The 23045-nt window shown below is 70.4% G+C and carries 21 protein-coding genes and 2 pseudogenes; 11 read left to right on the plus strand and 12 right to left on the minus strand.

Annotated features, from left to right (window positions below; genetic code table 11):
* Positions 1-196: 196 nt before the first annotated feature.
* From ACFQUZ_RS15575 to ACFQUZ_RS15585, 3 genes are read left to right on the plus strand one after another with little or no spacing between them, the layout of a single operon-like run.
* Positions 197-658: a hypothetical protein gene (locus ACFQUZ_RS15575; protein WP_377442647.1), complete on the plus strand. Its 462-nt coding sequence runs from the start codon at positions 197-199 to the stop codon at positions 656-658.
* Positions 655-5547, plus strand: a complete 4893-nt coding sequence (locus ACFQUZ_RS15580; protein ID WP_377442649.1) for a tetratricopeptide repeat protein — start codon at positions 655-657, stop codon at positions 5545-5547. The genes ACFQUZ_RS15575 and ACFQUZ_RS15580 overlap by 4 nt, the downstream gene beginning before the upstream one ends.
* Complete coding sequence (locus tag ACFQUZ_RS15585; RefSeq protein ID WP_377442651.1) at positions 5544-5819, plus strand: hypothetical protein; 276 nt, start codon at positions 5544-5546, stop codon at positions 5817-5819. The genes ACFQUZ_RS15580 and ACFQUZ_RS15585 overlap by 4 nt, the downstream gene beginning before the upstream one ends.
* 151 nt (positions 5820-5970) lie before the next feature.
* Here ACFQUZ_RS15585 and ACFQUZ_RS15590 read toward each other — a convergent pair whose 3' ends face one another.
* The 4 genes and pseudogenes from ACFQUZ_RS15590 to ACFQUZ_RS15605 form a co-directional block, all read right to left on the minus strand.
* Positions 5971-6378, minus strand: a complete 408-nt coding sequence (locus tag ACFQUZ_RS15590; protein WP_377442653.1) for an arsenate reductase ArsC — start codon at positions 6376-6378, stop codon at positions 5971-5973.
* 83 nt (positions 6379-6461) lie between these two features.
* Positions 6462-7544 (minus strand): annotated as a pseudogene (gene arsB, locus ACFQUZ_RS15595) (ACR3 family arsenite efflux transporter).
* A 162-nt stretch (positions 7545-7706) separates the two neighbouring features.
* Positions 7707-8285: an arsenate reductase ArsC gene (locus ACFQUZ_RS15600; RefSeq protein WP_377442655.1), complete on the minus strand. Its 579-nt coding sequence runs from the start codon at positions 8283-8285 to the stop codon at positions 7707-7709.
* Complete coding sequence (locus ACFQUZ_RS15605; RefSeq protein WP_377442657.1) at positions 8282-8833, minus strand: low molecular weight phosphatase family protein; 552 nt, start codon at positions 8831-8833, stop codon at positions 8282-8284. Before ACFQUZ_RS15605 ends, ACFQUZ_RS15600 begins: the two co-directional genes overlap by 4 nt.
* Before the next feature lie 267 nt (positions 8834-9100).
* Here ACFQUZ_RS15605 and ACFQUZ_RS15610 point away from each other — a divergent pair, with 267 nt between their 5' ends.
* The 3 genes from ACFQUZ_RS15610 (at position 9101) to ACFQUZ_RS15620 (ending at position 12097) form a co-directional block, all read left to right on the plus strand.
* Entirely contained in the window at positions 9101-9349 is a 249-nt protein-coding gene (locus tag ACFQUZ_RS15610) for a hypothetical protein (protein ID WP_377442659.1), read from the plus strand.
* A complete protein-coding gene (locus ACFQUZ_RS15615; protein WP_377442661.1) occupies positions 9346-10575 on the plus strand; it encodes a M28 family metallopeptidase in 1230 nt (409 codons plus the stop codon). Before ACFQUZ_RS15610 ends, ACFQUZ_RS15615 begins: the two co-directional genes overlap by 4 nt.
* A 106-nt stretch (positions 10576-10681) precedes the next feature.
* Positions 10682-12097 carry an FAD-dependent oxidoreductase gene (locus ACFQUZ_RS15620; protein WP_377442662.1) on the plus strand — a complete coding sequence of 472 codons (1416 nt, stop codon included), beginning with the start codon at positions 10682-10684 and terminating at the stop codon, positions 12095-12097.
* A 205-nt stretch (positions 12098-12302) separates the two neighbouring features.
* Here ACFQUZ_RS15620 and ACFQUZ_RS15625 read toward each other — a convergent pair whose 3' ends face one another.
* Complete coding sequence (locus tag ACFQUZ_RS15625; RefSeq protein WP_377442664.1) at positions 12303-13502, minus strand: MFS transporter; 1200 nt, start codon at positions 13500-13502, stop codon at positions 12303-12305.
* Between the two features lie 63 nt (positions 13503-13565).
* Between ACFQUZ_RS15625 and ACFQUZ_RS15630 the strand changes: the two genes are divergently transcribed.
* Positions 13566-13982 carry a MerR family transcriptional regulator gene (locus tag ACFQUZ_RS15630; protein WP_377442666.1) on the plus strand — a complete coding sequence of 139 codons (417 nt, stop codon included), beginning with the start codon at positions 13566-13568 and terminating at the stop codon, positions 13980-13982.
* Positions 13983-14013: 31 nt separating this feature from the next.
* On the opposite strand, the gene ACFQUZ_RS15635 is transcribed toward ACFQUZ_RS15630, so the two are convergent.
* The 4 genes from ACFQUZ_RS15635 to ACFQUZ_RS15650 are packed head-to-tail and all read right to left on the minus strand — an operon-like array spanning position 14014 to position 18175.
* Positions 14014-15258 (minus strand): MFS transporter, encoded by a 1245-nt coding sequence (locus tag ACFQUZ_RS15635; protein WP_377442668.1) that lies wholly within the window; start codon positions 15256-15258, stop codon positions 14014-14016.
* Positions 15259-15262: 4 nt separating this feature from the next.
* Entirely contained in the window at positions 15263-16264 is a 1002-nt protein-coding gene (locus tag ACFQUZ_RS15640) for an ABC transporter substrate-binding protein (RefSeq protein ID WP_377442670.1), read from the minus strand.
* Complete coding sequence (locus tag ACFQUZ_RS15645; RefSeq protein WP_377442671.1) at positions 16248-17060, minus strand: ABC transporter ATP-binding protein; 813 nt, start codon at positions 17058-17060, stop codon at positions 16248-16250. The genes ACFQUZ_RS15640 and ACFQUZ_RS15645 overlap by 17 nt, the downstream gene beginning before the upstream one ends.
* Complete coding sequence (locus ACFQUZ_RS15650; RefSeq protein ID WP_377442673.1) at positions 17060-18175, minus strand: FecCD family ABC transporter permease; 1116 nt, start codon at positions 18173-18175, stop codon at positions 17060-17062. The genes ACFQUZ_RS15645 and ACFQUZ_RS15650 overlap by 1 nt, the downstream gene beginning before the upstream one ends.
* A gap of 406 nt (positions 18176-18581) precedes the next feature.
* On the opposite strand from ACFQUZ_RS15650, the gene ACFQUZ_RS15655 reads away from it, so the two are divergent.
* Positions 18582-19394, plus strand: coding sequence for a class I SAM-dependent methyltransferase (locus tag ACFQUZ_RS15655; RefSeq protein ID WP_377442675.1), 813 nt, complete (start codon positions 18582-18584; stop codon positions 19392-19394).
* Positions 19395-19592: 198 nt separating this feature from the next.
* Positions 19593-20171 carry a maleylpyruvate isomerase family mycothiol-dependent enzyme gene (locus ACFQUZ_RS15660; protein ID WP_377442771.1) on the plus strand — a complete coding sequence of 193 codons (579 nt, stop codon included), beginning with the start codon at positions 19593-19595 and terminating at the stop codon, positions 20169-20171.
* Here ACFQUZ_RS15660 and ACFQUZ_RS15665 read toward each other — a convergent pair.
* The 3 genes and pseudogenes from ACFQUZ_RS15665 to ACFQUZ_RS15675 all read right to left on the minus strand — a co-directional run.
* A complete protein-coding gene (locus tag ACFQUZ_RS15665; protein WP_377442677.1) occupies positions 20116-20451 on the minus strand; it encodes a hypothetical protein in 336 nt (111 codons plus the stop codon). The genes ACFQUZ_RS15660 and ACFQUZ_RS15665 overlap by 56 nt on opposite strands.
* Before the next feature lie 18 nt (positions 20452-20469).
* Entirely contained in the window at positions 20470-21039 is a 570-nt protein-coding gene (locus ACFQUZ_RS15670) for a TIGR03943 family putative permease subunit (protein WP_377442679.1), read from the minus strand.
* Positions 21017-21283, minus strand: a pseudogene (locus tag ACFQUZ_RS15675) (permease); the annotation flags it as partial. The pseudogene ACFQUZ_RS15675 and the gene ACFQUZ_RS15670, both read right to left, overlap by 23 nt.
* A gap of 205 nt (positions 21284-21488) precedes the next feature.
* On the opposite strand from ACFQUZ_RS15675, the gene ACFQUZ_RS15680 reads away from it, so the two are divergent.
* Complete coding sequence (locus ACFQUZ_RS15680; protein WP_377442681.1) at positions 21489-21881, plus strand: SCO5389 family protein; 393 nt, start codon at positions 21489-21491, stop codon at positions 21879-21881.
* Positions 21871-22947 carry an LLM class flavin-dependent oxidoreductase gene (locus tag ACFQUZ_RS15685; RefSeq protein ID WP_377442683.1) on the plus strand — a complete coding sequence of 359 codons (1077 nt, stop codon included), beginning with the start codon at positions 21871-21873 and terminating at the stop codon, positions 22945-22947. The genes ACFQUZ_RS15680 and ACFQUZ_RS15685 overlap by 11 nt, the downstream gene beginning before the upstream one ends.
* Positions 22948-23045 lie beyond the last annotated feature (98 nt).

Genomic DNA, 23045 nt, shown 5'->3' on the forward strand with positions numbered 1-23045 from the left:
CTGTCAGCGCCGGCTCCTCATCGAGCGTGCGTCGGTGGCGTCCCCGGCCGGTTCCCGTGGGCGCGCGAGATTATGGGAGTTCGCGCGGATACGCCCGCCATTCCTTCTGTTTACAACCCTCAATAAATATTGGACCAGGGTCTGTACCGTCCCTGAGGATGAGGTGCGCACCGGTCAGAGTGGGGAAGGAGATGTGATGCCGGATCCGGACATGACTTTGGCGATGACTGCCGCGACCACGATTGTCGCGGCAATGGCGACCAGCATCTGGCAGACCACGAAGAGCGAAATCGCGAGACTGTTTCGGCGCCACGGCGCTGCCCGAGACGAGATCGAGGCTCGGCTGGAGCGCAGCGCGGCCCGGGTCCACGATGCAGCCGAGCCCCACGTGGTCCGAGATGCCCAGGTCACCCGGTGGCGGGAGGACATCGAAGACCTGCTCCGTGACAACCCGGAAGCCGAGGACGAGCTACGGACGCTGCTGGACGAGATCAGCCAACAACTCCCGCCGATCCCACAGCGATGGATCCAGCACATCGAGGCGCGTGACGGTGGTTTCGCCGTCGGCGCGCAGGGACCGGGCAGCCAGATCATCCTTCATCGGTACGCGGCCCCGGAACCCGATCGGGCATCGTCATCCGCCGAAGGCACCTGGTGAATCTGAACGTCCCCAGCGATGCCGAACCTGGTGCGGAGCCGGTTGAGCGTCAGGTGGTGCGGGCCGTCAACGGGTTCGCCTATGGCTGCGTTGGCGCGGACATCCACATTTTCGGCAACGGTACCCCGGTCTACCTGTTGTTCGAGCATCGCGATCCGCCGCAACCGAACACGACATGGTTGCGCCAGCAGCCCAGCCGGATGCTCGACCCTCGTGCCGAAATCGTCCCGTTCACCGGTCGGGACGCCGAACTGGCCGACCTGATCGCCTGGCGGGACACGGACCCGCCGCGGTTCGCGGCGCGCTGGCTGCACGGCGAAGGTGGTCAGGGAAAGACCCGGCTGGCCGGGCAACTGGCTCGTGATTCCCACCGGGCCGGTTGGCAGGTCGTGGACGCCGTCCACGGCACGGACACCCATCCGCCGACCGCCGGCAGTCAGGATCTCCGGTTGGGGAACCGGTCGGTCGGGGTGCTGGTTCTGGTCGACTACGCCGACCGATGGCCGGTCACAGAGCTGAGCTGGCTGATACAGAACAGCCTGTTGTCCGAACCCGGCCGCCGCAGAGTACGCGTACTGCTGATCGGCAGGTCGGTGAGTCTCTGGCCGGCGCTGCGGGACAAGTTTCGCAAACTCGGGCGTGACGTCGAGGTGTCCGACCAGTTCCTGCCGCCCCTCCCGGGCAACGATCCGGCGCGGGACCGGATGTACACCACGGCGCGGGACTTTTTCGCCCGCCACTACCCGCAGGCGCCGGAGCCCTCGGCGATCGCCGCGCCGCAGGCGCTCCGGACCGCAGCCTTCGGGTTGACGCTGGCGGTCCACATGGCCGCGTTGGTCGCGGTCGATGCCGCTGCTCGTGGTCGACCGTCACCCAGCGACATGGTGGGTCTCAGCGCCTATCTCCTGGACCGCGAGTACGAGAACTGGCGACAGCTGTACGAGAACGCCGATCGTGGCCTCGACTACCACACGTCCGAGACCGACATGGCGCGCGCCGTGTTCACCGCCATCCTCACCGGTTCCACCACTCGTCCCACGGCCGAACGTATCCTTGCCAGGCTGATGCCGCAGGTCAACGCCGCCAGCACACTAACCGACCAAGCCGTCTGCTACCCGCCCGCCGATCCCGCCATGGCGCTGGAACCGATGGTCCCGGACCGGCTCGCGGAGGACTTCCTGGCGCTGCTGGTGCCCGGCCACCCGGTGACCGGCTTCCCCGCCCACGCCTGGGCGACCGGCGTCGCGGACACGCTGCTGACGGCTGCGGACACGGCTGGCCACGCGCCTCGCGCGCTCACCTTCCTGGCCTCGGCGACCGACCGCTGGCCACATCTCGGCACGAACGTCCTCTATCCGCTGCTGTCCGTCCACCCCCAGGTGGCGCTCGACGGTGGCAGCGTGGCGTTGACCGCCATCGCCACCATCGGCGCTCACGAGGACGACATCGGACCCGAACTGCTGGCGGTCCTGAAGGCCATCGAGTCGCTGCTCCCCGAGGGCAGCCACGCCGACCTCGACACCGGCGTCCTCGACGTGGTGGAACGGCTGACCACGCGGTACCTGGCGGAGACTACCGACGTGGAGCGGCGGGCCATGCTGCACATGGAGTTGGGCGACCGTCGCAGCAACGCCGGCGAGCACACAACGGCCCTGACCGCCCACATGGAGGCGACGCGACTCTACCGACAGCTACCCGGCGACGAACACCACCGCACCAACCTGGCGATATCCCTGCACAACCTGGCAAACGCGTTGAGCCGACACGGACGCCTGTCGGAGGCCATCGCCCAGGCTCGCGAGGCAGTCAGGATCCACCGCGAGGTGGTCGACAAAGAGCCGAGGCGGCGCGACGCCCTGGCACTGTCGTTGACCGGGCTGGGTACGCAACTCGCCGAGAGCGGGGACACGGAGGCGGCACTGCGAGCGGTCGACGAGGCGGTGCGGATCCGCCGTGAGTTGGCCGACGCCGATCCCGACCGCCACGGTTACGATCTTGCCGTCGTGCTCACCAACCTGGCGGGTCTGCTCTATGACCTGCGCCGGGTGGCCGATGCGGTGGCCGCCGCGGACGAGGCTGTCATGTGGGGTCGACGGATGGCCGCCGCCAGTCCCGGTCGGTATCTCGACCTGCTGGGGACGTCGTTGAACAACCTCGCCTCGGCGCAACTCGACCAAGGGCTCCGGGAACGTGCGGCGGCGACCCAGGCCGAGGCGGTCGAGGTGTACCGGCGCCTGGCCGCGGCCAATCCTCGCGCGCACCTGCCGAATCTGGTGGTGTGGCTGACGAACCTTGGTCGCGTGCTCCGCACGGTGAATCGTACGGACGAGTCGGTCGTCTGGGTTGAAGAAGCCGTCCTGCTCGCTCGTCAACTGGCCGATGGTGGCTCCGTGCCCGATCAGCGCCGGCTGGCGGCGTCACTGGGAGCCCTGGGCGACATCGTGTCCCAGCTCGGGCGGGCCGACGAGGCGCTGGTCGCCTATCGCGAAGCCATCGACACCCACGTCGCGGCCGACCGCGTCATCCAGTCATCCGGACCCGAACAAGTACGCCTCACTCGTCGGCTCGCGGCGCTGTATCGCCAGGCCGGTGACCGGGAGAACGAAGCGGACATGCTGCTGAAGTTCTGTGTGTGGGCGTCCGGGTCGCGTGGGCATCCCGACATCGTCGAGGCCGGCCGGCGTGCCGCCGACCTGTACCGGGACCTGAACAACCCCACAGGCGAGGCCGCGGCACTGAACAACCTCAGCATCAATCTGACCGCAACCGGCCGCCACGACGAGGCTGTGGCAGCCTGTGCGCGCGCGACGGAGATCTTCCGTCGGGACGGTGACGAGGGACTGGAAGTAGCCGCAGCCCTGAGCAATCTCAGCAGCGCGCTGCTTGCCGCGGGGCGGTACGACGAAGCCGTCGCGGCCGGCGAACGGAGCCTCGTGATCCAGCGAGAACTGACCGGGGAACCCCTGAGCGGACGACCCCTGTTCAATCTCGGCTCGGCCCTGCTCGGGACCGGGCGGATCACCGAGGCCATCACCGTCCTCGAACAGGCGACCGACGCGTATCGGCGGATCGGCAGAGGCGAGTACGAGGACAGTGCCAGGCCCTGGCTGGAGGCTGACGCCTACGTCGAGCTGGGCCGGGCGTACGCCGCGGCGGACCGGTCGGCCGACGCGGCCCGCGCCTGTTGGCGGGCGGCGGAGCTGTTCGAGGCGGCCGGTGACGGGGACCGGTGCCGGAAGGGGTTGCTGACGGCGTGCGACATCCTGTGCCGATCGGGCCGTTACGCCGACGCCGTGGAGGTCAGTAGGCGGGTGCTGGCCGCCTGCCACAGCGCCACTGCTCGTCCGCACGAAGCCTGGGCGCTCGCCCACCTGGGCGCGGCTCTGCTGGCGTTGGGCGACCTTGAGGACAGTGTCACGCAGTCACGCCACGCCGCGTCGATCTTCGCCGAGCTTGCCGATCGGAACGAGACGCACGGCGAGGCGATGGCGCTGGCCAACGTTGGCCAGGCACTGACCCAGCTCAACCGGACCGGCGAAGCCATCGACGCGTACCAGCGGGCCGTGGCGGCATGGCGTGCGGTCGACGACACGGCACACGAACACGACGCGCTGTTTCAGCTCGCGACCGCGCTGCTGTCCCGGCGTCGGCTGGCCGAATCGATCGAGGCCTACCAACGCTGCGCGGAGCTTGGCCGGAAACTCGGGAATCGCTCGGGCGAAGCCCGAGCCCTTGCCGGTGCGGCGGCAGGGTTCGTCGAGCTGGCCCGGTTCGCGGACGCCATCACTGTCGGGCGACGCTCCGCCGACCTGTTTCGGGAGGTCGGCGACCACGGTCACGAAAGCTTCGCCTTGGGACGGGTCCGCGCGGCTCTCGGCGGGTTGGGTCGTATCGAGGAGGCCGAGGTCGTGGCACGGCGGACGGCCGCGGCAGCAGGCCAGGCCGGCGATACCCGTGGCGTCGCGAAGGCATTGCACGACCTCGGCGAACTACTCGACCAACTCGGCCGTGTCCCCGATGCCGCCGATGCCGCCGGACAGGCTGCCCTGGTGTGCCGCGAGACGGGTGACCACCTGGCCGAGGGTCAGGCACTTGTCAACCTCGCCTACTGCCAGATGAAGCTGCGGCAGTACCCGGCGGCCATCGAGGCCGGCCGACGCGCGGCCGCGCTTGGCCGGAAGATCGAGCACCACGCCACCGAAACCGCGGCACTGCTCAACCTCGGTCCCGCCCTCCTGGCGACCGGACAGGCCGAGGAAGCGAGCACCGTCAGCCAGCGGGCGGTGATGCTGATTCGCGGGTTACGTGGACCGGGCACTGATGGTCAGAAGCTGCGCGCTCTGGAAGGTCAGGCACTGAACACCCACGCCGACGCCCTGGGCCAGCTCGCCGAGAGTCGCACCGCATCGGGACGACACGAGGAGGCCATCGATGCCTACCGAGCGGCAGCGTCGGCCTTCCAGGAACTGGGCATGTCCGCGAACGAAGCCGCGACGCTTACCAACCTCGGTCTCGCCCTGATCCGGGTGGGGCGCGATGCGGAGGCGCTGGCACCGACCAGGCGCGCCGCCGACCTTTTCCGCGCGATTGGCGACCGCACCCTCGAGATCAGGGCCCTGTTCCATGTCATCCAGGCCCTCTTGGGCCTGAACCGGCCGGCGGAGAGTCTGCCCGTCATCCGGAAAGCTCTCGCGACCTGCCAGCAGATAGGCGACCACGAGGGAGAGCGTGAGGCACTGCTCTGCCTTGGTGGCGCACTCGTGGACACGCGTCAGTTGGACGAGGCCATCGTGGTGAACCGGCGGGCAGCACGCCTCTTCCGCAGGGCCGGAGACCACCGGGGCGAAGCCGTGGTCCTCGAGTTCCTGCGAAAAGCACAACGACGATGACCCGAACCACCGCGGGCACCGAGGAGCCTTGTGACGCCGTGATCTGGTGTACGGGTTTCCAACCCGATCTCAATCACCTCGCGCCGCTGCTGCCACGCTGGCGACGGGGGGAGGCGGCCGTACAGGGCACTCGGTCGGTGGACGAGCCTCGCCTCTACCTGCTCGGCTACGGGGATTGGACGGGGCCAGCCTCAGCCACGCTTGTGGGTGCCGGCCGGACAGCGAAAGCAACCGTCGCCGATATCGCCTCTCGCCTGCACGAGTTGCCGTAGCCGCCGAGGCCCCGGCGACGTGCCGCAGCAATCGAGGGTGACCCGGTGTGGCACTGGCCCGGCCGGCGACGAGCCCTCCGCGGCAGACCCGGACCGGCTGCCCCGGTCACGAGTGGCGCCAGGTTGGCGCACACCGCGGACGATGGTGCCGTCAGGCGGTGCGGCGTAGCTGCGTGAGGAGCCTCTCCACGCGAGTGCGGATCTCGTCGCGGATCGGGCGGACGGCCTCGACTCCTTTGCCCGCGGGGTCTTCGAGTTTCCAGTCCTCGTAGCGCTTGCCGGGAAAGACGGGGCAGGCGTCGCCGCAGCCCATGGTGACGATGACGTCCGACGATCGGGCCGTGGCGTACTCGAGCAGTTTGGGAGTCTGATCGGTGATGTCGATGCCGACCTCGGCCATGGCTTCGACGGCGGCGGGGTTGACGGTGTCGGCGGGGGCGGAGCCGGCGGAGCGGACTTCGACGGTGTCGCCGGCGAGGTGCCGTAGCCAGCCAGCCGCCATTTGGGATCGGCCGGCGTTGTGGACGCAGACGAACAGGACGCTGGGCTTGTCGGGCAACGGGATCTCCAAGGTCAGGTGGTTGTCGCAGGCCGCGGCACATGTGGTGCCCATGACGGCGTCGGACCCGCCGTCGAGGCAGGTCACGGCCGAGGCCCGGGAGTGGGGAACAACCGACGACGGGCCCACAAGGACACGTAGACCAGGCCGACGAGAACGGGCACCTCGATCAGCGGGCCGACGACGCCGGCGAGGGCCTGGCCGGAGGCGATGCCGAAGGTGCCGATCGCGACCGCGATGGCCAGTTCGAAGTTGTTGCCGGCCGCGGTGAAGGCCAGGGTGGTGGTGCGTGCGTAGGTCAGACCGATGGCCCGGCCGAGCAGGTAGGACCCGGCCCACATGAGGGCGAAGTAGACCAGCAGCGGCAGGGTGATCCGGGCCACGTCGACCGGTCGGTCGGTGATGGCTTCGCCCTGGAGGGCGAACAGGATGACGATGGTGAACAGCAGGCCGTACAGGGCGACGGGTCCGACCTTGGGCAGAATCTGCTGCTCGTACCAGTCGCGGCCCTTGGTCTGCTCGCCGAAGCGGCGGGAGAGGTAACCAGCGAGCAGCGGGATGCCGAGGAAGACAAGCACGTTACCGGCGATGTCCCAGCCCGAAACCTCCAGCGGCGCCGTCCAGGCCGAGCCAGCCCGGCAGCACCGAGAGGTAGAACCAGCCGAGCAGGCCGAAGGCGAGGACCTGGAAGACGGAGTTGAGGGCGACGAGGACGGCGGCGGCCTCCCGGTCGCCGCAGGCGAGGTCGTTCCAGATGATGACCATGGCGATGCAGCGGGCCAGACCGACGATGATCAGGCCGGTGCGGTATTCCGGCTGGTCGGCCAGGAAGACCCAGGCCAGGGCGAACATGAGGGCGGGGCCGACGATCCAGTTGAGGACCAGCGAGGAGGCCAGCAGGCGCCGGTCGCCGGTGACCGCGTCGAGGCGGTCGTAGCGCACCTTGGCCAGGACCGGATACATCATGACCAGCAGGCCGAGGGCGATGGGCAGCGATATCCCCCGATCTTGACGGTGTCGAGGGCCGCGCCCAGCCCGGGAACGGCTCGACCGAGCAGCAGTCCGACGATCATGGCCAGGCCGATCCACACCGGCAGGAACCGGTCGAGGCGCGACAGGCGCGCTACCACCTGTGCGGTGGAGTCGGCTCTGGTGGCGGTGCTCATGGACACTCCCGTGGATTGTCGATGCTGGCCCGTGCGCGTCGAGCGAGGGCGCCCCTGCTTGGGTGGTTGGGAACGAGCCTGGTCATGACGCCGAAACGCCGAGCTGATGCAGCAGGCGACGGACGCGGCGCTCGATCTCGTCGCGGATCGCCCGCACCTCGGTCAAGCCAAGGCCGGCCGGGTCGGCGACGGTCCAGTTCTCGTAGCGGGTGCCGGGAAAACGGGGCAGGCGTCGCCGCAGCCCATCGTGACCACGACGTCGGCGGCGCGGATCACCTCGTCGGTCCACGGCTTGGGGAACTCGCCCGATATGTCGATGCCGCGTTCGGCCATTGCCGCGATCGCGGAGGGGTTGATCGCGATGCCGGGTTCGCTGCCGCCCGACCAGGCGATCGCTCGGTCGCCGGCCAGGTGGGTGAAGAAGCCCAGGGCCATCTGGGAACGGCCGGCGTTGTGGGTGCACAGAAACAGCACGACCGGCCGGCCATCACGGTGGTGACCCTCGACACGGGCCAGGGCGCGCAGGCGCTGGCGGGCGAACCGCTCGGCGAGTAGTGGCAGGTGGTTCGCGATGCTGGCGGCGGTGGCGAACTGCTCGTAGCTGCTGTGCAGGAACCGTTCGATGGTTTCGGTGCCGTAGATGCCGTCGAACTGCTCGGCGAGCCGGGTGGCGGCGGTGTGCAGCGCGACCTGCTGGTCGAGGGTGATCTCCTGGCGTGGCTGGCCGTTGATGTCGGTCATCGGGGACCTCCGGGCAGCACAGCGGGGGCGAGCCGGTCGACGCGGTCGGCGAGATCGGCGTAGGCAGCTTCGAACGCCTCGTCGGTGTCCACGCGGACCGGGTCCGGGACGGACCAGTGCAGGCGGGGGCGGACCGGTCCGGTCAGTTCTTCGTGGGCGTTGTCGCAGACAGCGATCACCAGGTCGTCACCACGCACGACGTCGGTGACGTGGGCGGTATTGGTTGGGTCGAGGTCGAGGTGGTGGCGGTGAGCCACGGCTACGGCGCGAGGATGGACCCGGATCGCCGGCTTCGTGCCGGCGGAGGCGACTTCGCGGCGGGTGCGCTGCTTCCACAGCGCGGCCGCCAGTTGCGAGCGGGCTGAGTTGTGGGTGCAGACGAACACCACCCGACCCACACCGGTCAGCTGCGGGGTGGCGAGGGCCGCCAGCGTTTCGGTTCGTAGGCGCAGGTGGGTGCGGCGGCGGTCACCCTCGGAGCGGCCTTTGACGACCAGGTCCGCGTCGGTGGGGACCCGGACGTGGTGGGCGACCAGGTTCGTCGCCATGTCGAGGGTGTGGGCGATCTCCCCGGGGGAGATCCGGCGTCAATCGACTTCGCGGAGCCGCGAGCAGCGGCTCGATCGACAGCGGCGCGGCGAGGTGGCGGGCAGCACGGCGCGTCGGCGTTGAGATCGATCACGGGATGAGGCGCCTGTTGCTTCGACACCCGTCTAGGTTGACATTCCTCTAATCAGTGTGGAAGCCTCTGATTCGACAGACGTCAAGACAGATGTCTGGCGAGCCGATCAGCCCTTGTCAACGAGAGGATCGACATGAGCAAGAACACTTCCGGCGCCGGCGGCTTCACCGGCGACCCCGCCGCGGCGCTGCGGGTCACGGGCTCCGGCGCCTGCTGTGGCAGCCCCGCCCAAGCTGTCGGCGGGATCCTTCCGCCGGCTGGTGAGAACGTCAGCGGTGACCCGTGCTGCGGTAGCCGGCAGGTCGCTGTGGCGGCTGACTCGTGCTGTGGCACCGAGGCGAAGGCTGACGCCATCGCCGCCGGGCAGGGATGTTGTGCATGACCACCCCAAGCGACCTTCCTGACCTGCTCGAGCGGGTCGGTGCCGACCGGATGGCCGCCACCGTCAGCACCCTTGCCTCGGACCGCATGGCAGGGCGGCGTGTCGGCTCGGCCGGTGCGGCGGTGGCCCGCGATTGGCTCGTCGACCAGCTCACCGCGCTCAGCGCCGGCGTCCACACCGAGGAGTTCCCCGTCCGCGCCGTACCGCAGGTGTACGAGAGGCCGACGATCACCTGGGGCGATCGGCGCGGCACCGAGGAGTTGGTGTTCGGGCGGCAGGTCGCGATTCACCCGGCTTCTGCCGACACGTCCGACAGCCATCGTGGCATCCTCGGCGTCGCGGGCGGCAGGGATGACCCGGCCGGGCGGTGGTTGGCCGTGCCGGCCGAGATGAGCCTGTTCGACGCCCATCGTGATATCCGCGACGCGGTCGGCTTGCTGGTCCGCCGCCCGGTTGACGCCGAGGGCTGGCAGTTCACCATGCTTGCCGCCCCGGACCCGGGGCCACTTCCGGTGCTGACCCTCGACCCGGACACCCACCACGCGGTGCTCACCGCCGCCACCGCCAATGACGGCTGGCTGGCCGGTGCCGCGCCGCTGCGCCGTGCTGACGTGACCGGCGCCAACATCCACGCCCGAATCCGGCGACCCGTCGCGGGTGGTGTCAGTGTGCTCCTGACCGCCCATTACGACGGTGTTGGCGACCACCCCGGGCTCCGCCTGCCTGGCGCCTCGGACAACGCCACCGGCGTCGCCGTGGTCCTCGAGGCGGCCCGCGTTCTCGCCACCGCGCTGCCAGCCGGCGTAGGGCTGTCCGTCGCGTTGCTCGACGGGGAGGAGGTTGGTGCTCTGGGCTCCGCCCACCACGCGAGTCAACTCCGCGCCGCGGGCGCCACACCTCTGGTCGTCAACGTCGACGGTGCCGGCCGCCTGGAGGGCGCTGCCGCGGTTGAGGCCGGTGGCCCTGCCCACTTCCTCCTCGCCGTGCTCGACCAGGCCGGGCGCCACACCGGGATGCCCCTGATGGCGGGCCCGGTGGCATCGGACAACCGCCGCTACGGCGGTGCCGGGTTCGCCGCGGTGGGGATCGGTGCGGGTATGGGTGGCTACCACAGCCCCGCGGACAGCCCTGACAAGGTCGATTCCGCCACCCTTGGCGCGATCGCCCGTCTCGTTGTCGCGACGGTTCACCTCGCCGCGACGGCACCCGTTACACTTCAATCGTAAATCGCCGATAAACGATAGAGGGAGAGAACGGGCTCTTGCGGCTCCGCCGGCGCCGGCACCGCTACACCTCATTAATTCGACAGTTCTCAACACAGAGGAGTTTCCGATGAGCACCGTGGACGAGCTGCCCGTCGTGGTGATCGGCGCGGGCCCCGTTGGCCTGGCCGCCGCCGCCCACCTGCACGAGCGTGGCCTGCCCTTCCGTGTCCTGGAGGCCGGTGACACCGCCGGCGCGGCGGTGCGTCAGTGGGGGCACGTGCGGGTGTTCTCCCCGTGGCGCTACAACATCGACCCGGCCGCCCGCCGGCTGCTCGACGACGCCGGCTGGGTCGCCCCGGCCGAGGACTTACTACCCACCGGCGCAGAGCTGGTCACCGACTACCTCCAGCCCCTCGCGCAGCTGCCACAGCTCAAGCCCCACCTGCGCTACGCCGCTCGGGTGACAGCGATCAGCCGCCTCGGCCTGGACCGACTGCGTACGGCCGGCCGGGAGCGGACGCCGTTCCTGATCCGCCTCGCCGACGGCGACGAGCTGCTGGCCCGGGCGATCATCGACGCGTCCGGCACCTGGGGAACTCCCAACGTCCTCGGCGCCTCCGGCCTGCCGGCCCGTGGAGAAGCAGAGGCCGGCGCGCACCTGGAGCACGCCCTGCCGGACGTGCTCGGCCTGGACCGGGACCGGTTCACCGGCCGACACACGCTCGTCGTCGGCGCCGGTCACTCGGCGGCGAACACCCTGCTCTCCCTGGCCGAGCTGGCCGCCGCCGAGCCCGGCACAGAAGTGACCTGGGCGATCCGCTCGGCCAACCCGGCGCGCACCTATGGCGGCGGAGGAGCCGACGCGCTCCCCGCCCGCGGCGCGCTCGGCTCCCGGCTACGCGAACACGTGGAAGCTGGACGGGTCCGGCTGCTCACCGGCTTCTCCGTGCACGCACTCACCCCGACGGGGGGGCGGGTCGCCGTGGTGGTCCGGCACGCCGACCGCGGTGAGGAGTCCGTCGTCGTGGACCGGATCGTCGCCGCCACCGGCTTCCGCCCCGACCACACGCTCGCCGCCGAACTGCGCCTGGACCTCGACCCGGTAATGGGCGCCACCCGGGCCCTCGCACCCTTGATCGACCCGAACGAGCACTCCTGCGGCACCGTGCCACCGCACGGTGTCGACGAACTCGCCCACCCGGAGGTCGGCTACTACGCCGTCGGCATGAAGAGCTACGGCCGCGCGCCGACCTTCCTCATGGCCACCGGCTACGAGCAGGTGCGCTCCGTCGTCGCCGCCCTCGCGGGCGACTGGGAGGCCGCCCGCGACGTGCAGCTCGACCTGCCGGAGACCGGTGTCTGCAACAGCAATCCCGCTGACACCGCCGGCACCGAGAGTGCCTGCGGCCCGGCCCCGACGGAGACGGTTGGCAAGGGCCTGGCCACCGGCATCTCTGGCGGTCTGCTGTCCGCACCGCTGAACCGCATCAATGTCGACGCCGTACCCGCCAGCGGCCAGTCCGGCGGTTGCTGCGGCGGCTGATGGCGATCGCCACGATGGCGCCCGCCGAGCCGGCCGTCGGTGGGCGCCACGGGCGGCGCATCGTCGCCGCTCTCGTCGTCACCCGGTGGGCTACGGCACTCGTCTACGACTCCTGTCCGGAACAAGATGCGGACGTGACCACCTCCGTGCGGAAAGTCCCGGAAGGGGCGCCGCCGACACGCGGAACCACGCCCGGCGACCGTGACTAACGGCGGATCGCTGTCGCGCGGTCTCGCGGCCCGGTTGGTCGGTCCGGACGGCTGGATGGTGATCGCGCAGGTCGGACGGCCGCGGCGCTGAGAACGAGTCCGCACACCGTGAGAGCGGCGGCCACCGGATAGATCGTCCGTGGACCGGCGGCCGAGTCGACGATCAACCCACCGGCCAGGCCGGCGACAGCCGCGGCGACCTGATAACCGGAGGCGTTCACGGCCATCGCCAAAGTTGGTGCCTCGTGCGCGGCTGACATGACGCGGGCCTGCATGCCGGGGATGATCGCGAAGCTGAGCGCGCCGATCACCGCCACGGCGACAGCGCTCGGCGTGGGGCTGGTCGCGACGAACCAGGCGACGGCGAACGCCGCGGCCAGACACCCCAGGAGTACCGGTTGGGCCGTGCGGGGGCGCCGGTCGAACAGCGTGCCGCCGAGCAGGCCACCGATCGTGGCGCCGATGCCGTAGGTCAGCAGCAGCGTGGGAAGCCGACCCGCGGCATGGCCGGCGACGTTTGTCAGCAGCGGGGCCAGGTAGCTGAACACCATGAGTGCGCCGACGTTGCCTACTGCGGTGATCGTCAGGGCCAGCAGCACCGGTCGCCGGCGTAGCACCCGCAGTTCGGCGAGGGCGGAGGAGCGGGCCTCCTCTCGTGGCGACGTGATGAATCTGGCGACGAGCATCATGCCGAGAAGGCAAGCGCTTCCGATCGCCGCGAACGTCATCTGCCAACCCCAGATCCGTCCGATGACCGTGCCGAGCGGGGCGCCGAGCACCATCGCCAGGTTCATTCCGAGAGCAAGCCTGGCGACCGCGGTGGCGCCACGATCCGGCGCCGCGGAACGGATGACGACGACGATGGCCTGCGCGAAGAAGGTCGACGTCACCAGCGCGGTCACCACCCGGGCGCCGAGTAACAGGCTGAAGTCCGGAGCCGTCGCGGAGACCGCGTTTCCCCCCACCGCGACACCGAGCAGAGCCAGCATCAGCCGCTTGCGGTCGACGCGGGCGGTGAGGGCCGTCAGAACCGGTCCACCGACAATCATTCCGACCGCATAGGCGGTGATCAGTAGCCCTGCGGTCCCCACCGTGACCTGGAAGTCCGTCGCTACCTCGGGGAGGATGCCGGCGACAACGAACTCACCTGTGGTGATGCTGAAGACGCAGAACATCAGGATCGCTAGCCGAATCATGCCCGGACACTAAAGTCTGACGTGGGCGTGAGGGTCAAGGGAACACCACAAGGGATGGAGCCCATGCGTATCGGTGAGTTGGCGAGATCGACAGGCGTCAGCGTGCGGGCGCTTCGGCACTACGAGGAGAAGGGTGTCCTCAAGCCCACGAGGACGCCCAGCGGCTACCGAGTGTTCCGGGAGGCCGACGTACGCGCCGTCCAACACGTCCAGGTTCTGCTGGCCGCGGGGCTGAACCTGGACCTCATCAGGGAGATCCTGACGTGCATGAAGGGGGAGAAGCTGCTCCTGGCGGACTGCCGCGAGCGACTCGCCCGGGAACGGCGGCGCATGACCGTCGACATCGACCGCATCAGCGCCGCCCGGTCGGTGCTGGACAGCCTGCTCAGCCCCCCAACGGCTGACGTACCTCCGGGCGCCGACAGCGCCTCGGTCACCGGGGCGCGCAGCGACTACCACGCCGGCTCGCTGAGTAGGTGAAGGTACTCACCGGAGATCTGGTGTTCATCGGTCACGGCCAACGGCCCTTTCGTGAGTACGCGAAGTGCTTGGCGCCGGGAACGAGAGCGGCGAGCGCCGGCGCCGCGAAACACACCGCGGCGCAACTGGTGAGGACCACCGGTGCCCCGACGGCGCTGATCGCCGGTGCGATGAGCGCGAGGCCGACGGGCGCCAGGCCGTAGGAGACGAGGAAGTCCAGGGAGGACACGCGGGCCAGCGTCTTCGGCTCCATCTCCCGCTGGGTGGCGGTGAACCACGGCACGTTGAACATCTCGATGCCGAGCCCGGCCAGCGCGTACGCGGCGACGACCGCGTACGGGTGTGCCGGCAGCAGCAGGCTGAGCGGAGCGAAGCCGTAACAGGCCAGGCCGGCGAGGGCGGTGAAGCCCGGCGCGCGGGGCCGCCATCGGGCGATCAGCAGCGCGCCACCGAGCGCGCCGACCGTGTAGGCGGTGATCGCGGCCGCCAGCACGGCCACGGTGCCGTAGCGGTCCCGGCTGACCATCGGGAGGGCGACTCCGGTGGCCGAGTAGCCGGTGGCGATGACCGCGGTGAGGGCGCCCAGCCCGGCGAGGAACCAGGGGTGGCGGCGCGCCTCCCGGATGCCGTCGATGAACTCGGTGACGAACCGGTGCTTCCCGGCCGCCGGTTCCGGCCGGTGGGTGCCGCCGGGCGGCAGCGCGGCGGCGACGGCCCACAGCGCCGCCGTGCCGAGGAGCAGGAACGGGATGGTGGTCACCATGGCGAGCAGCGCGGTCGCGGCGGGCGCGAGCAGGGTGGTGACCCGGACCGCGAAGGTGATCGCGGCGTTGGCCGGCTGCCGGCGGTCCACGTCGACCACCTCGGCGGTGAGGGCCTGGAACGCCGGTCGGCAGGCGCCCTGGCCGGCGCCGACGACGGCGGCGGCGCCGACCATCAGGGCCACCGACCGGCCCAGGCCGGCCGCGATGAGCGGGGTCGCCAGCGCGGCGGCGGTGCCGGACCAGAACACCACGGCGCGGCGTGAGTGCCGGTCGGCGAGGACCCCGCCGACCGGCACCGCGGCCAGGAATCCGACGGTACGCGCCGCCAGGACGATCCCCAGCCCGGTCACATCGAGGCTGTTGTCGACGATCGCGAGGCCGAGGATGAACGGCAGGGCCCAGGTGGCCAGGCCGGACGCCGTGGTGCCGGTCCACAGTCGCAGGAACGAGGAGTCGCGCAACAACCTCGGGCGCTCGGTGGGCCGCTTGACAGCCGGGGCGGTGGATCGCACGGCGTCAGGGGCGGATGCCGCGCAGGTACTCGCCGAACTTCTCCAGCCCGTCGATGTTGCGTGGGCTGGAGATTCCCTCGTTGTAGTCCAGGACGAAGAACCGGTCGTTGACCACGGCGGGCAGGCTCTTGGTGGTGGGGAAGGTCTTCAGGAAGTCGATCTTTTCCTGGGCGGGTTTGTCGTTGTAGTCGAGGATGATGATGACCTCCGGCTGGCCCTCCACCACGGCCTCCCAGCTGACCTGGGTCCATCGGGCGTCCAGGTCACCGAAGATGTTGCGGGCGCCGGCCGCGGTGATGATGTCGGTGGGCGGCACCTGCCGGCCGGCGGTGAACGGCTGGTCGGTGCCGGAGTCGTAGAGGAAGACGGGAAGCTTTTCGGCGGGTGCCGCTGCCTTCACCTTCTCGACGCGGTCGCGCATGGCGCGGATCGTCTCGGTCGCCTTCGCCTCGACGCCGAAGATCATGCCCAGCCGCTCCAGGTCGGTGTAGAGACCCTCGAACGGCGTGTGCCGCTGCGGGAACCCGGGGTAGTTGAAGCAGGATTCGGCGTGCATGAAGCTCTGGATGCCGAGCCCGTCGAGGATCTCCGGGGTGATGCCGCGCTTGTCGCTGAAGCCGGAGTTCCAGCCGGCCACCACGAAGTCGGCCTTGGCGTCGACGACCAGTTCCCGGTTGAGCAGGTCGTCGCCGAGGAACTCGACCTTGGCGTACTCGGCGGCCCAGGGTGACTCGGTCACCGGCGGGTTCGCCGGCGGCATCACGTAACCGTGTACGTGATCGGTGAGGCCGAGCGCGAACATCTTGTCGGCGCTACCCCCCTCGTAGACCACCGCCCGCTGCGGGGTGGTGTACTCGACGTCCTCGCCGCACCGCTGCACGGTCACCGTGCGGGCATCCGCGGACTCCCGCACCTCGGCTCCACACGCGGTGAGGAGAAGGACGGCGCTCAACCCCGCCGCGGTGGCGCGCAGCGACCCGCTCGGACGGTCAGACCTGGCGTTCATGGGCGAACAACTCTCCTTCGACTGCTTCTTCTGTCAGGGCGTACAACAGCTGCGGATGACCGGTGAGCGGATGAGCGACCACCGTGGCGGAAACCCCAAACACGTCGCGCAACAGAACGGTGGTCAGCACCTCGCACGGGCTGCCGGCGGCGACCAGCGCGCCGTCGGCGAGGACCGCGATACGGTCACACGTCGCGGCGGCCAGGTTCAGGTCGTGCAGGACCACGAGCACGGTCAGCCCGGACCCGCGCAGCAGGGACAGCAGCTGGATCTGGTGCGCGATGTCGAGATGGTTGGTTGGCTCGTCGAGGATCAGGATCTCCGGCTCCTGCACGAGCGCCCGCGCCACCAGGACGCGCTGGCGTTCCCCACCCGACAGGCTCAGCACACCGCGTTCGGCGAGATGGGCGATGTGCAGCCGGGCCATGGCGCGCTCGCACAACTCGCGCTCGCGGCGGCTCAACGCCTGGTTGCCCCGCAGGTGCGGGGTGCGACCGAGGGCGACCACTTCCGCCACCGTGAAGTCGAGGTCGGAACCGCCGTCCTGGGTCAGGGCGGCTACTGTGCGGGCGCTGTCCCGCCGGGCGATGGCGCGCAGGTCGCTGCCGCCGACGCGGACCACGCCACGGGACGGTCGCAGGGCCCGGTAGACACAGCGCAACGCTGTGGACTTGCCTGACCCGTTCGGGCCGACCAGACCGACGACCTGCCCAGTGCCGACGGTCAATGACAGGGCTCGGAGCAGCGGATGCCCGTCGGCGTGCACGGTGACCGCGTCCAGTTTCAGATCCGTCATCACCGACCGCCGAAGAGGTAGCCGCGGCGCCGCATCAGCCCAATGAACACCGGAACACCCACCAGCGCCGTGATCACGCCCAACGGCAGCTCTCGGGGGGCGACCACGGTGCGGGACAGCAGGTCCACCCACACCATGAACAGCGCGCCTACCAGCGGCGTGACCAGGATGACCCGGGCATGTGTCGCCCCCACCACGATCCGCACCAGGTGCGGCAACACCAGACCGACGAAGGCGATCGCGCCGCTCACGGCCACCGTCGCCCCGGTCATCAGGGACGTGACGACGAACAGCAGGGTACGGGCGCGGGTGCTGTCCACGCCGAGGCTGGCGGCGGTCTCGTCGCCGAAGGTCATCACGTCCAGCGTCCGGCTCTGCCGGGCCAGCAGGACGACGCCGGCGAGCACCACGGCCGCGACCGGGGGCAGCGACCCCCAGGTAGCGGCACCGAAGCCGCCCATCGTCCAGAACAGCAGCGTGCTGGTGGCCTCGCTGTCCGGCGAGAAGTACACGATCATCGCCATCAGCGACTGGAAACCGAACGACATCACCACTCCGGTCAGCACCAGCCGCAGCGGGGTCAGTCCGGCCCGGCTCCAGGACGCCAGGAACACCAACGCGGTGGCCGCCATCGCGCCGAGGAAGGCGCCGGCGGACACGGCGTACACACCGGCGGCGGCGAGCCCACCGGAGACGGTGACGGCGACCGCGCCGACCGACGCGCCCGAGGAGACACCGAGCACGTACGGGTCGGCGAGCGCGTTGCGCACCAGTGCCTGTACGGCCACCCCGACGGCGCCGAGCCCGGCACCCACGCACGCCGCGAGCAGTACCCGGGGCGTACGGATCTGCCAGATGATCTGGTAGCGGGTCACCTCGTCGGCGGCGATCGCGCCGCCGGTCACGCCCGCCCACAGGTAACGCGCGGTTGCTACCGGTGGCACGACCGCGGCGCCGAGGCCGATCACCACCACGGCAGAGGCGAGCAGGCCGATGGCGAGCAGCCCGATGAGCGGTCCCAGCGGTGCCTGCCCGGAGGTGCGCCTGCCGGGTACCGCGTGCTGCTGCGGGTCGGGCTCCGCCGGAGCCGGATCAGTTGACGCTTGGACCACCATGCGACTTCCAGACAACGATTACGATTTTCATTACCGAACGCTAGCATGGCTACCCAGGGGGGATTCCAGGGGTCCCGAGCGCAGGGGCCAGACCAGAAACGGAAACCGATCCGGTTAAGCTGCGTTCGTCCTCCCGACGAAGGAGATTGCGTGGCCGTGCCGAAGCGGCAGATGTCATGGTCGAACACCTGGCACCGGCGACCGCGGTGGAAGGCGAGCGTGCGTGCCGCAGTTGACCTCCTGCACCTGCCCCGTGAGGAGATGTGATGCCGCACCAGGCCTGCACACCGCCGTCCGCACAAGGGGCGTCAGACCGTGGGTCAGCCGAGACCGGCCGGCTGCCGGTGACGCCCGAATGGGACCTTGGCGAACTGCACGACCACGCCGAACCAGTCCAGGTCTGACGATGGCGACCACTCCGGCACCCCAGGTTGTCGCCCGGTGGCGGCGCGATTGGGAAACCATGATGAGCCACTACCAGCCCGGCCGCGACGTCCTCCTGGCTGCCGGTCTCGCCGTCGCCGAACACGTTCGCGGACGCCCGCCGGAGCGAGTACTTGATGTCGGGGGCGGGCCGGGCACCACGGCCGAGGCGGTCCTGGGGCGGTGGCCCGACGCGCGCGTGACCGTGCTCGACCTCGACCCGGTCCTGTTGGCCCTCACCAACACCGCCCTGCCGCAGGTGCGTACCGTCCGGGCCGACATCGGCGCACCCGACTGGCTTTCGCCGGCCGGCGGCCCATACGACCTGGTGCTGGTTCTGATGACCCTGCACTACCTGCCCGAGGACCGGGTCCGCGACTGGTACGCCGAGGCCCGGCACCTGCTCGCCCCGGATGGACTGCTCCTGGTCGGCGACGCTATGCCCGTCGCGCCCGTCGCGCCCGTCGCGCCCGTCGCGCCCGTCGCGCCCGTCGCGCCCGTCGCGCCCGTCGCGCCCGTCGCGCCCGTCGCGCCTGTCGCGCCGGTCGCGCCCGCCGCCGCGAAGCAGCAGAGCGGCGGGACCGACCCGTGGACCACGTGGTGGACCGCCCTGGCCACGCAGCCGTCGATGACACCGCTGCTGACCGAGCGGATGACGGCGTTCAGCGGCCTGGAGTCGGCGGAATTCGTCGCGTCGACCGAGTGGCATCGCGAGACGGCCCGCCGAGCCGGATTCACCGATGCGACGGTCCCATACCAGCGGGCCGGTCAGGCCCTGATGGCCCTCCGTCGATGAGTCCCATCGGGGCTTGACCAGTAGTCGCGCATGAGTGGGCGCGGTCATCGGCAGAGGGCGATGCGTCCAGACCAGGTGGGCGAATCGTTCCACAGCGCGGGAAGACCATTGGGTCGATGTCGCCTGAGTAGAGTCTCGCGGGTGGAGTAAGATCATCTTGCGCTTCTGCGCCACGAGCTCACCGCGTTCCAAGACTGCCTGACTGGCAACCTCACCGCACCGGTCGAGCATTGCGGTGACTGGACGTTGCGCGACTTCGCCGAACACCTCGGCCAGGGAAACCTGTGGGCGTCCACCGCCATCGTCGAAGGACACGGGGACCATCAGTCGGCACCGGCGCCGGCCGACATCGGCCCCTGGTTCGCGAGCACCGTCCAAATCCTCACCGACGCACTGGCCGCCCATCCCGCGGCCGAGGCTTGGACCTTCTACCCGCCGCATACCGTCGACTTCTGGCGTCGACGCCGCTGCCTGGAGACGCTCGTGCATCGCTGGGACGCAGAGCACGCGCTCGGCATAGCCAGCACGCTTGACCCACTGCTGTGCGGCGACGGCATCGCCGCGATCGTCGAGGTGCTGGCACCACGCCAGATTCAACGGCGGCGGGCAACCCCGCCCTCGGCGGCGGTCCACTTCACCGCCATTGACCTTGACGCCTCCTGGGTGCTCGGGCCGGGTGACCCGGTCGCCACGCTGAGCGGTACCGCACAGGAGCTTCCTGTTAGCGCTGTGGGGTCGGCTCCCCATGCCCTGGAGCCAGGTTATCGGCGACGATGACGTCGCCCGTGAGGTGCTGCGTGGCCCGCTCGTTCCCTGATCGGACGCCCACGCGGACCAGCAGCGTCCGGTCGGGCTCGTAGACGCCGCGTTCGGCCTCCCGCTCGTCACCGTCGTACGCGGCGGTGACGACGAACAGGGTGAGCGCGCCGAGCGCTTGGGGGCAGGCTGGCGGCTCCGCCGGCGCCCGGTGCCGGGACGGTCGCGGTCCTTGGCGCTGCCGGGGCGCGGCGAGGATCGCGCCGGTCCCTTGTGGTCCGCGTGCTGCGTCGGGTGGCATGCCGGATACGGCGATCGGCTATTCGTACGGATTGGCCGGTGGGGCCACGCGGTGCCAGGACTCGACATTGATGTAGGGGATCTCCAGGTCGTTGATCGGGTCGCGTCCGAGTCGGTCGGTGTAACGGCCGGTGACCTGGATCCAGGTGTCGGCGGTCAGGCCGGTCGGTACCGCGCCGGTCATGCCGACCTTGACCGGCCGACCGTCCGCCGCGCAGCAGGACATGACGATCCGGGCGAGAACCGGTTCGCCGTCCGGGCCGGGGATGACGAAGCCGGTGAGTTGGATCCGCCGGTCACCGAATGCCTGACCCTTGTCGAACAGGGCCCGGGCGGCGTAGTCGAGGACGCTGGTCGGCACCGGATCACCCGCGGGCAGCGGGGGATATCCGAGATCCTCGGCTGTGCCGACCGCCGTCCCGGCCTGACTGGCCGCGTACGAGCCGAGCGGGGGCGGGGTGACCAGCAGTAGCCCGATGGCGGGCAGAACGAGCAGCCAGCCGACGCGGGACTCGGGATGATGGTGCCCGTGCGCCGGCTGACTCGTCGCGCCCTGCCGGTCGGGCGCCGCCGGCGTGCGACACGTCATGCCGGACGGCGGCCCAGAACGCCTCGCCGCGACGCATGCCGTCGAACTCGGGCCGGTGTGGCAGCCGGATCCAGTCGGCGCGGCCCAGGCGTAGCCAGAGCCAGCCCATGACCATGGCGACGGCCGCGCTGGCGACGGCGCGGGCCGGGACCATCTCGGGATTGTTCGGGAAGGCGACCGCCGTGGCGACGAGGACGATCGGGTTGATGGCGGGAGCGGCGAGAAGAAACGCCAGTGCCGCGGTCACGACCTGGTTCCTGTCTTCTCACGCACCGATGGCATCGGGGTGACGGCACGCTGACACTGGGTGCGGGCAGGCTGAGTGTATGCGAGTTGGGCCGCTCGTTGGGGCAACCGTTGCCATCCCATTGACGCCACACACCGTGACGTGATGTGCTCACAACGCAACGAAATGACAATCGTGATCGTTATCGTTCCTGAGGAGGAGCATGTCTCTCACCGTGCCGCCGAGCTTGTTGCGGGCCGCCGAGTCGGGTGCCGTCGACGATGACGCTTTCGTGGCCTGCGTCCGTGATTCGCTGCCGTACGCCTGGCAGACCGTCAGCCGGGTGGTGGCGGACCTGGAGGCGTCCGACGCCGAGTTCGCCGACAACGTCGTGCCGCCCCCGAGCGAGTCCGAGCGGGGTCAGCTGTTGCGGGCGCTGGCCAGCGACGCCATCCGGTCCGGCCTCGAGCGCCATTTCGGCGTGAAGCTGGCCTTCCAGAACTGCCATCGGGTGGCGGCGTTCCGGCTCTCCGCCGTGGACTCCGACACCTACCGCCGGTTCGTCTCGACCCGTGGCCAGCTGCTCAACCAGTCGCCCGAGTTGCGTGACTGCTGACCCGGTCACCCCCCGGCGAGCAGGGCGGGACGTCGACGTCCACCTGTTTCTGCTCGCCGGGCACCGGCCGGGCGGCACCCATGCCACGGCGCTCGCCGACGCCCACCAGTACGGCCTGGTCGCGGAGGCCGCCGGCTACGCCGGTGTCTGGATGGCCGAGCACCACTTCATCTCGTACGGCGTCTGTCCCTCGGCGATCACGTTCGCCGCGCACCTCCTCGGCGCCACCCGCAACATCACGGTCGGCACTGCGGCCTGCATCCTGTCGAACCGCCACCCGGTCGCCGTCGGGGAGGAGGCGGTGCTGCTCGACGAGGTGTCCGGTGGCCGGTTCCGCCTCGGCGTCGGCCGGGGTGGTCCCTGGACGGACCTGGAGGTGTTCGGCACCGGCCTGGACCGCTTCCACGCCGGCTTCCCGGATGCGCTGGACGTGTTGGTCCGCTGGTTGTCCGGCGCGGCGACCGTGGCCGGCAACGACCGGTTCCCCTTCCGCCCGGTACCGGTGGTGCCACGGCCGGCCCGCCGGATACCGGTATGGGTCGCGGCGACCTCGCTCGCGACGGTGGACCTCGCCGCGCGGCACGGTATGCCGCTGCTGCTCGGCCTGCACGCCGACCTCGCCGAGAAGGCTCGGCTGCTCGACCGCTACGCCCAGGTCGCGGCGACCCACGGTCACGACGGGGACCAGGTGGGCCACGCCAGCGCTCACCTGGCCCACCTGGCGGACAGCGACGGGCACGCCGCGGACGCCGTTCGTGCCGGGCTCCCGGCGCTGCTGGCCGGCACTCGCGAGTACGTCCGCATCGACGGAGCCGCCGCTAAGCACCGGGACCTGGTCGGCTACGTCGAACGGCTCGTCGACATCCATCCCGTCGGCTCGCCCCGCCGCTGCGCCGCCCGGCTGGAACAGGCCGCCGCCCTGCCCGGTGTACGGCACCTGCTGCTCATGGTGGAGGGTGCCGGCGGGCGCGACACCACGCTCGACGCGATCCACCGCATCGCCGCGGACGCCCTCGGTCTGCCGGCCCGGGACCTGCCGGCGCCGGCACGAGCCGGTCGGGCGTGAAGGAGGACCCGCCCTTTCGTTGCGGTCGCGTCGTGCCGATTGGGTGGACACGGCCGGCGCGTCACCGCACGGGCGGGCGTCCACTGGTCTACCGTGTT

It is taken from the genome of Plantactinospora sp. GCM10030261, from assembly GCF_042666615.1.
In the GTDB taxonomy this organism is placed as follows: domain Bacteria; phylum Actinomycetota; class Actinomycetes; order Mycobacteriales; family Micromonosporaceae; genus KBS50.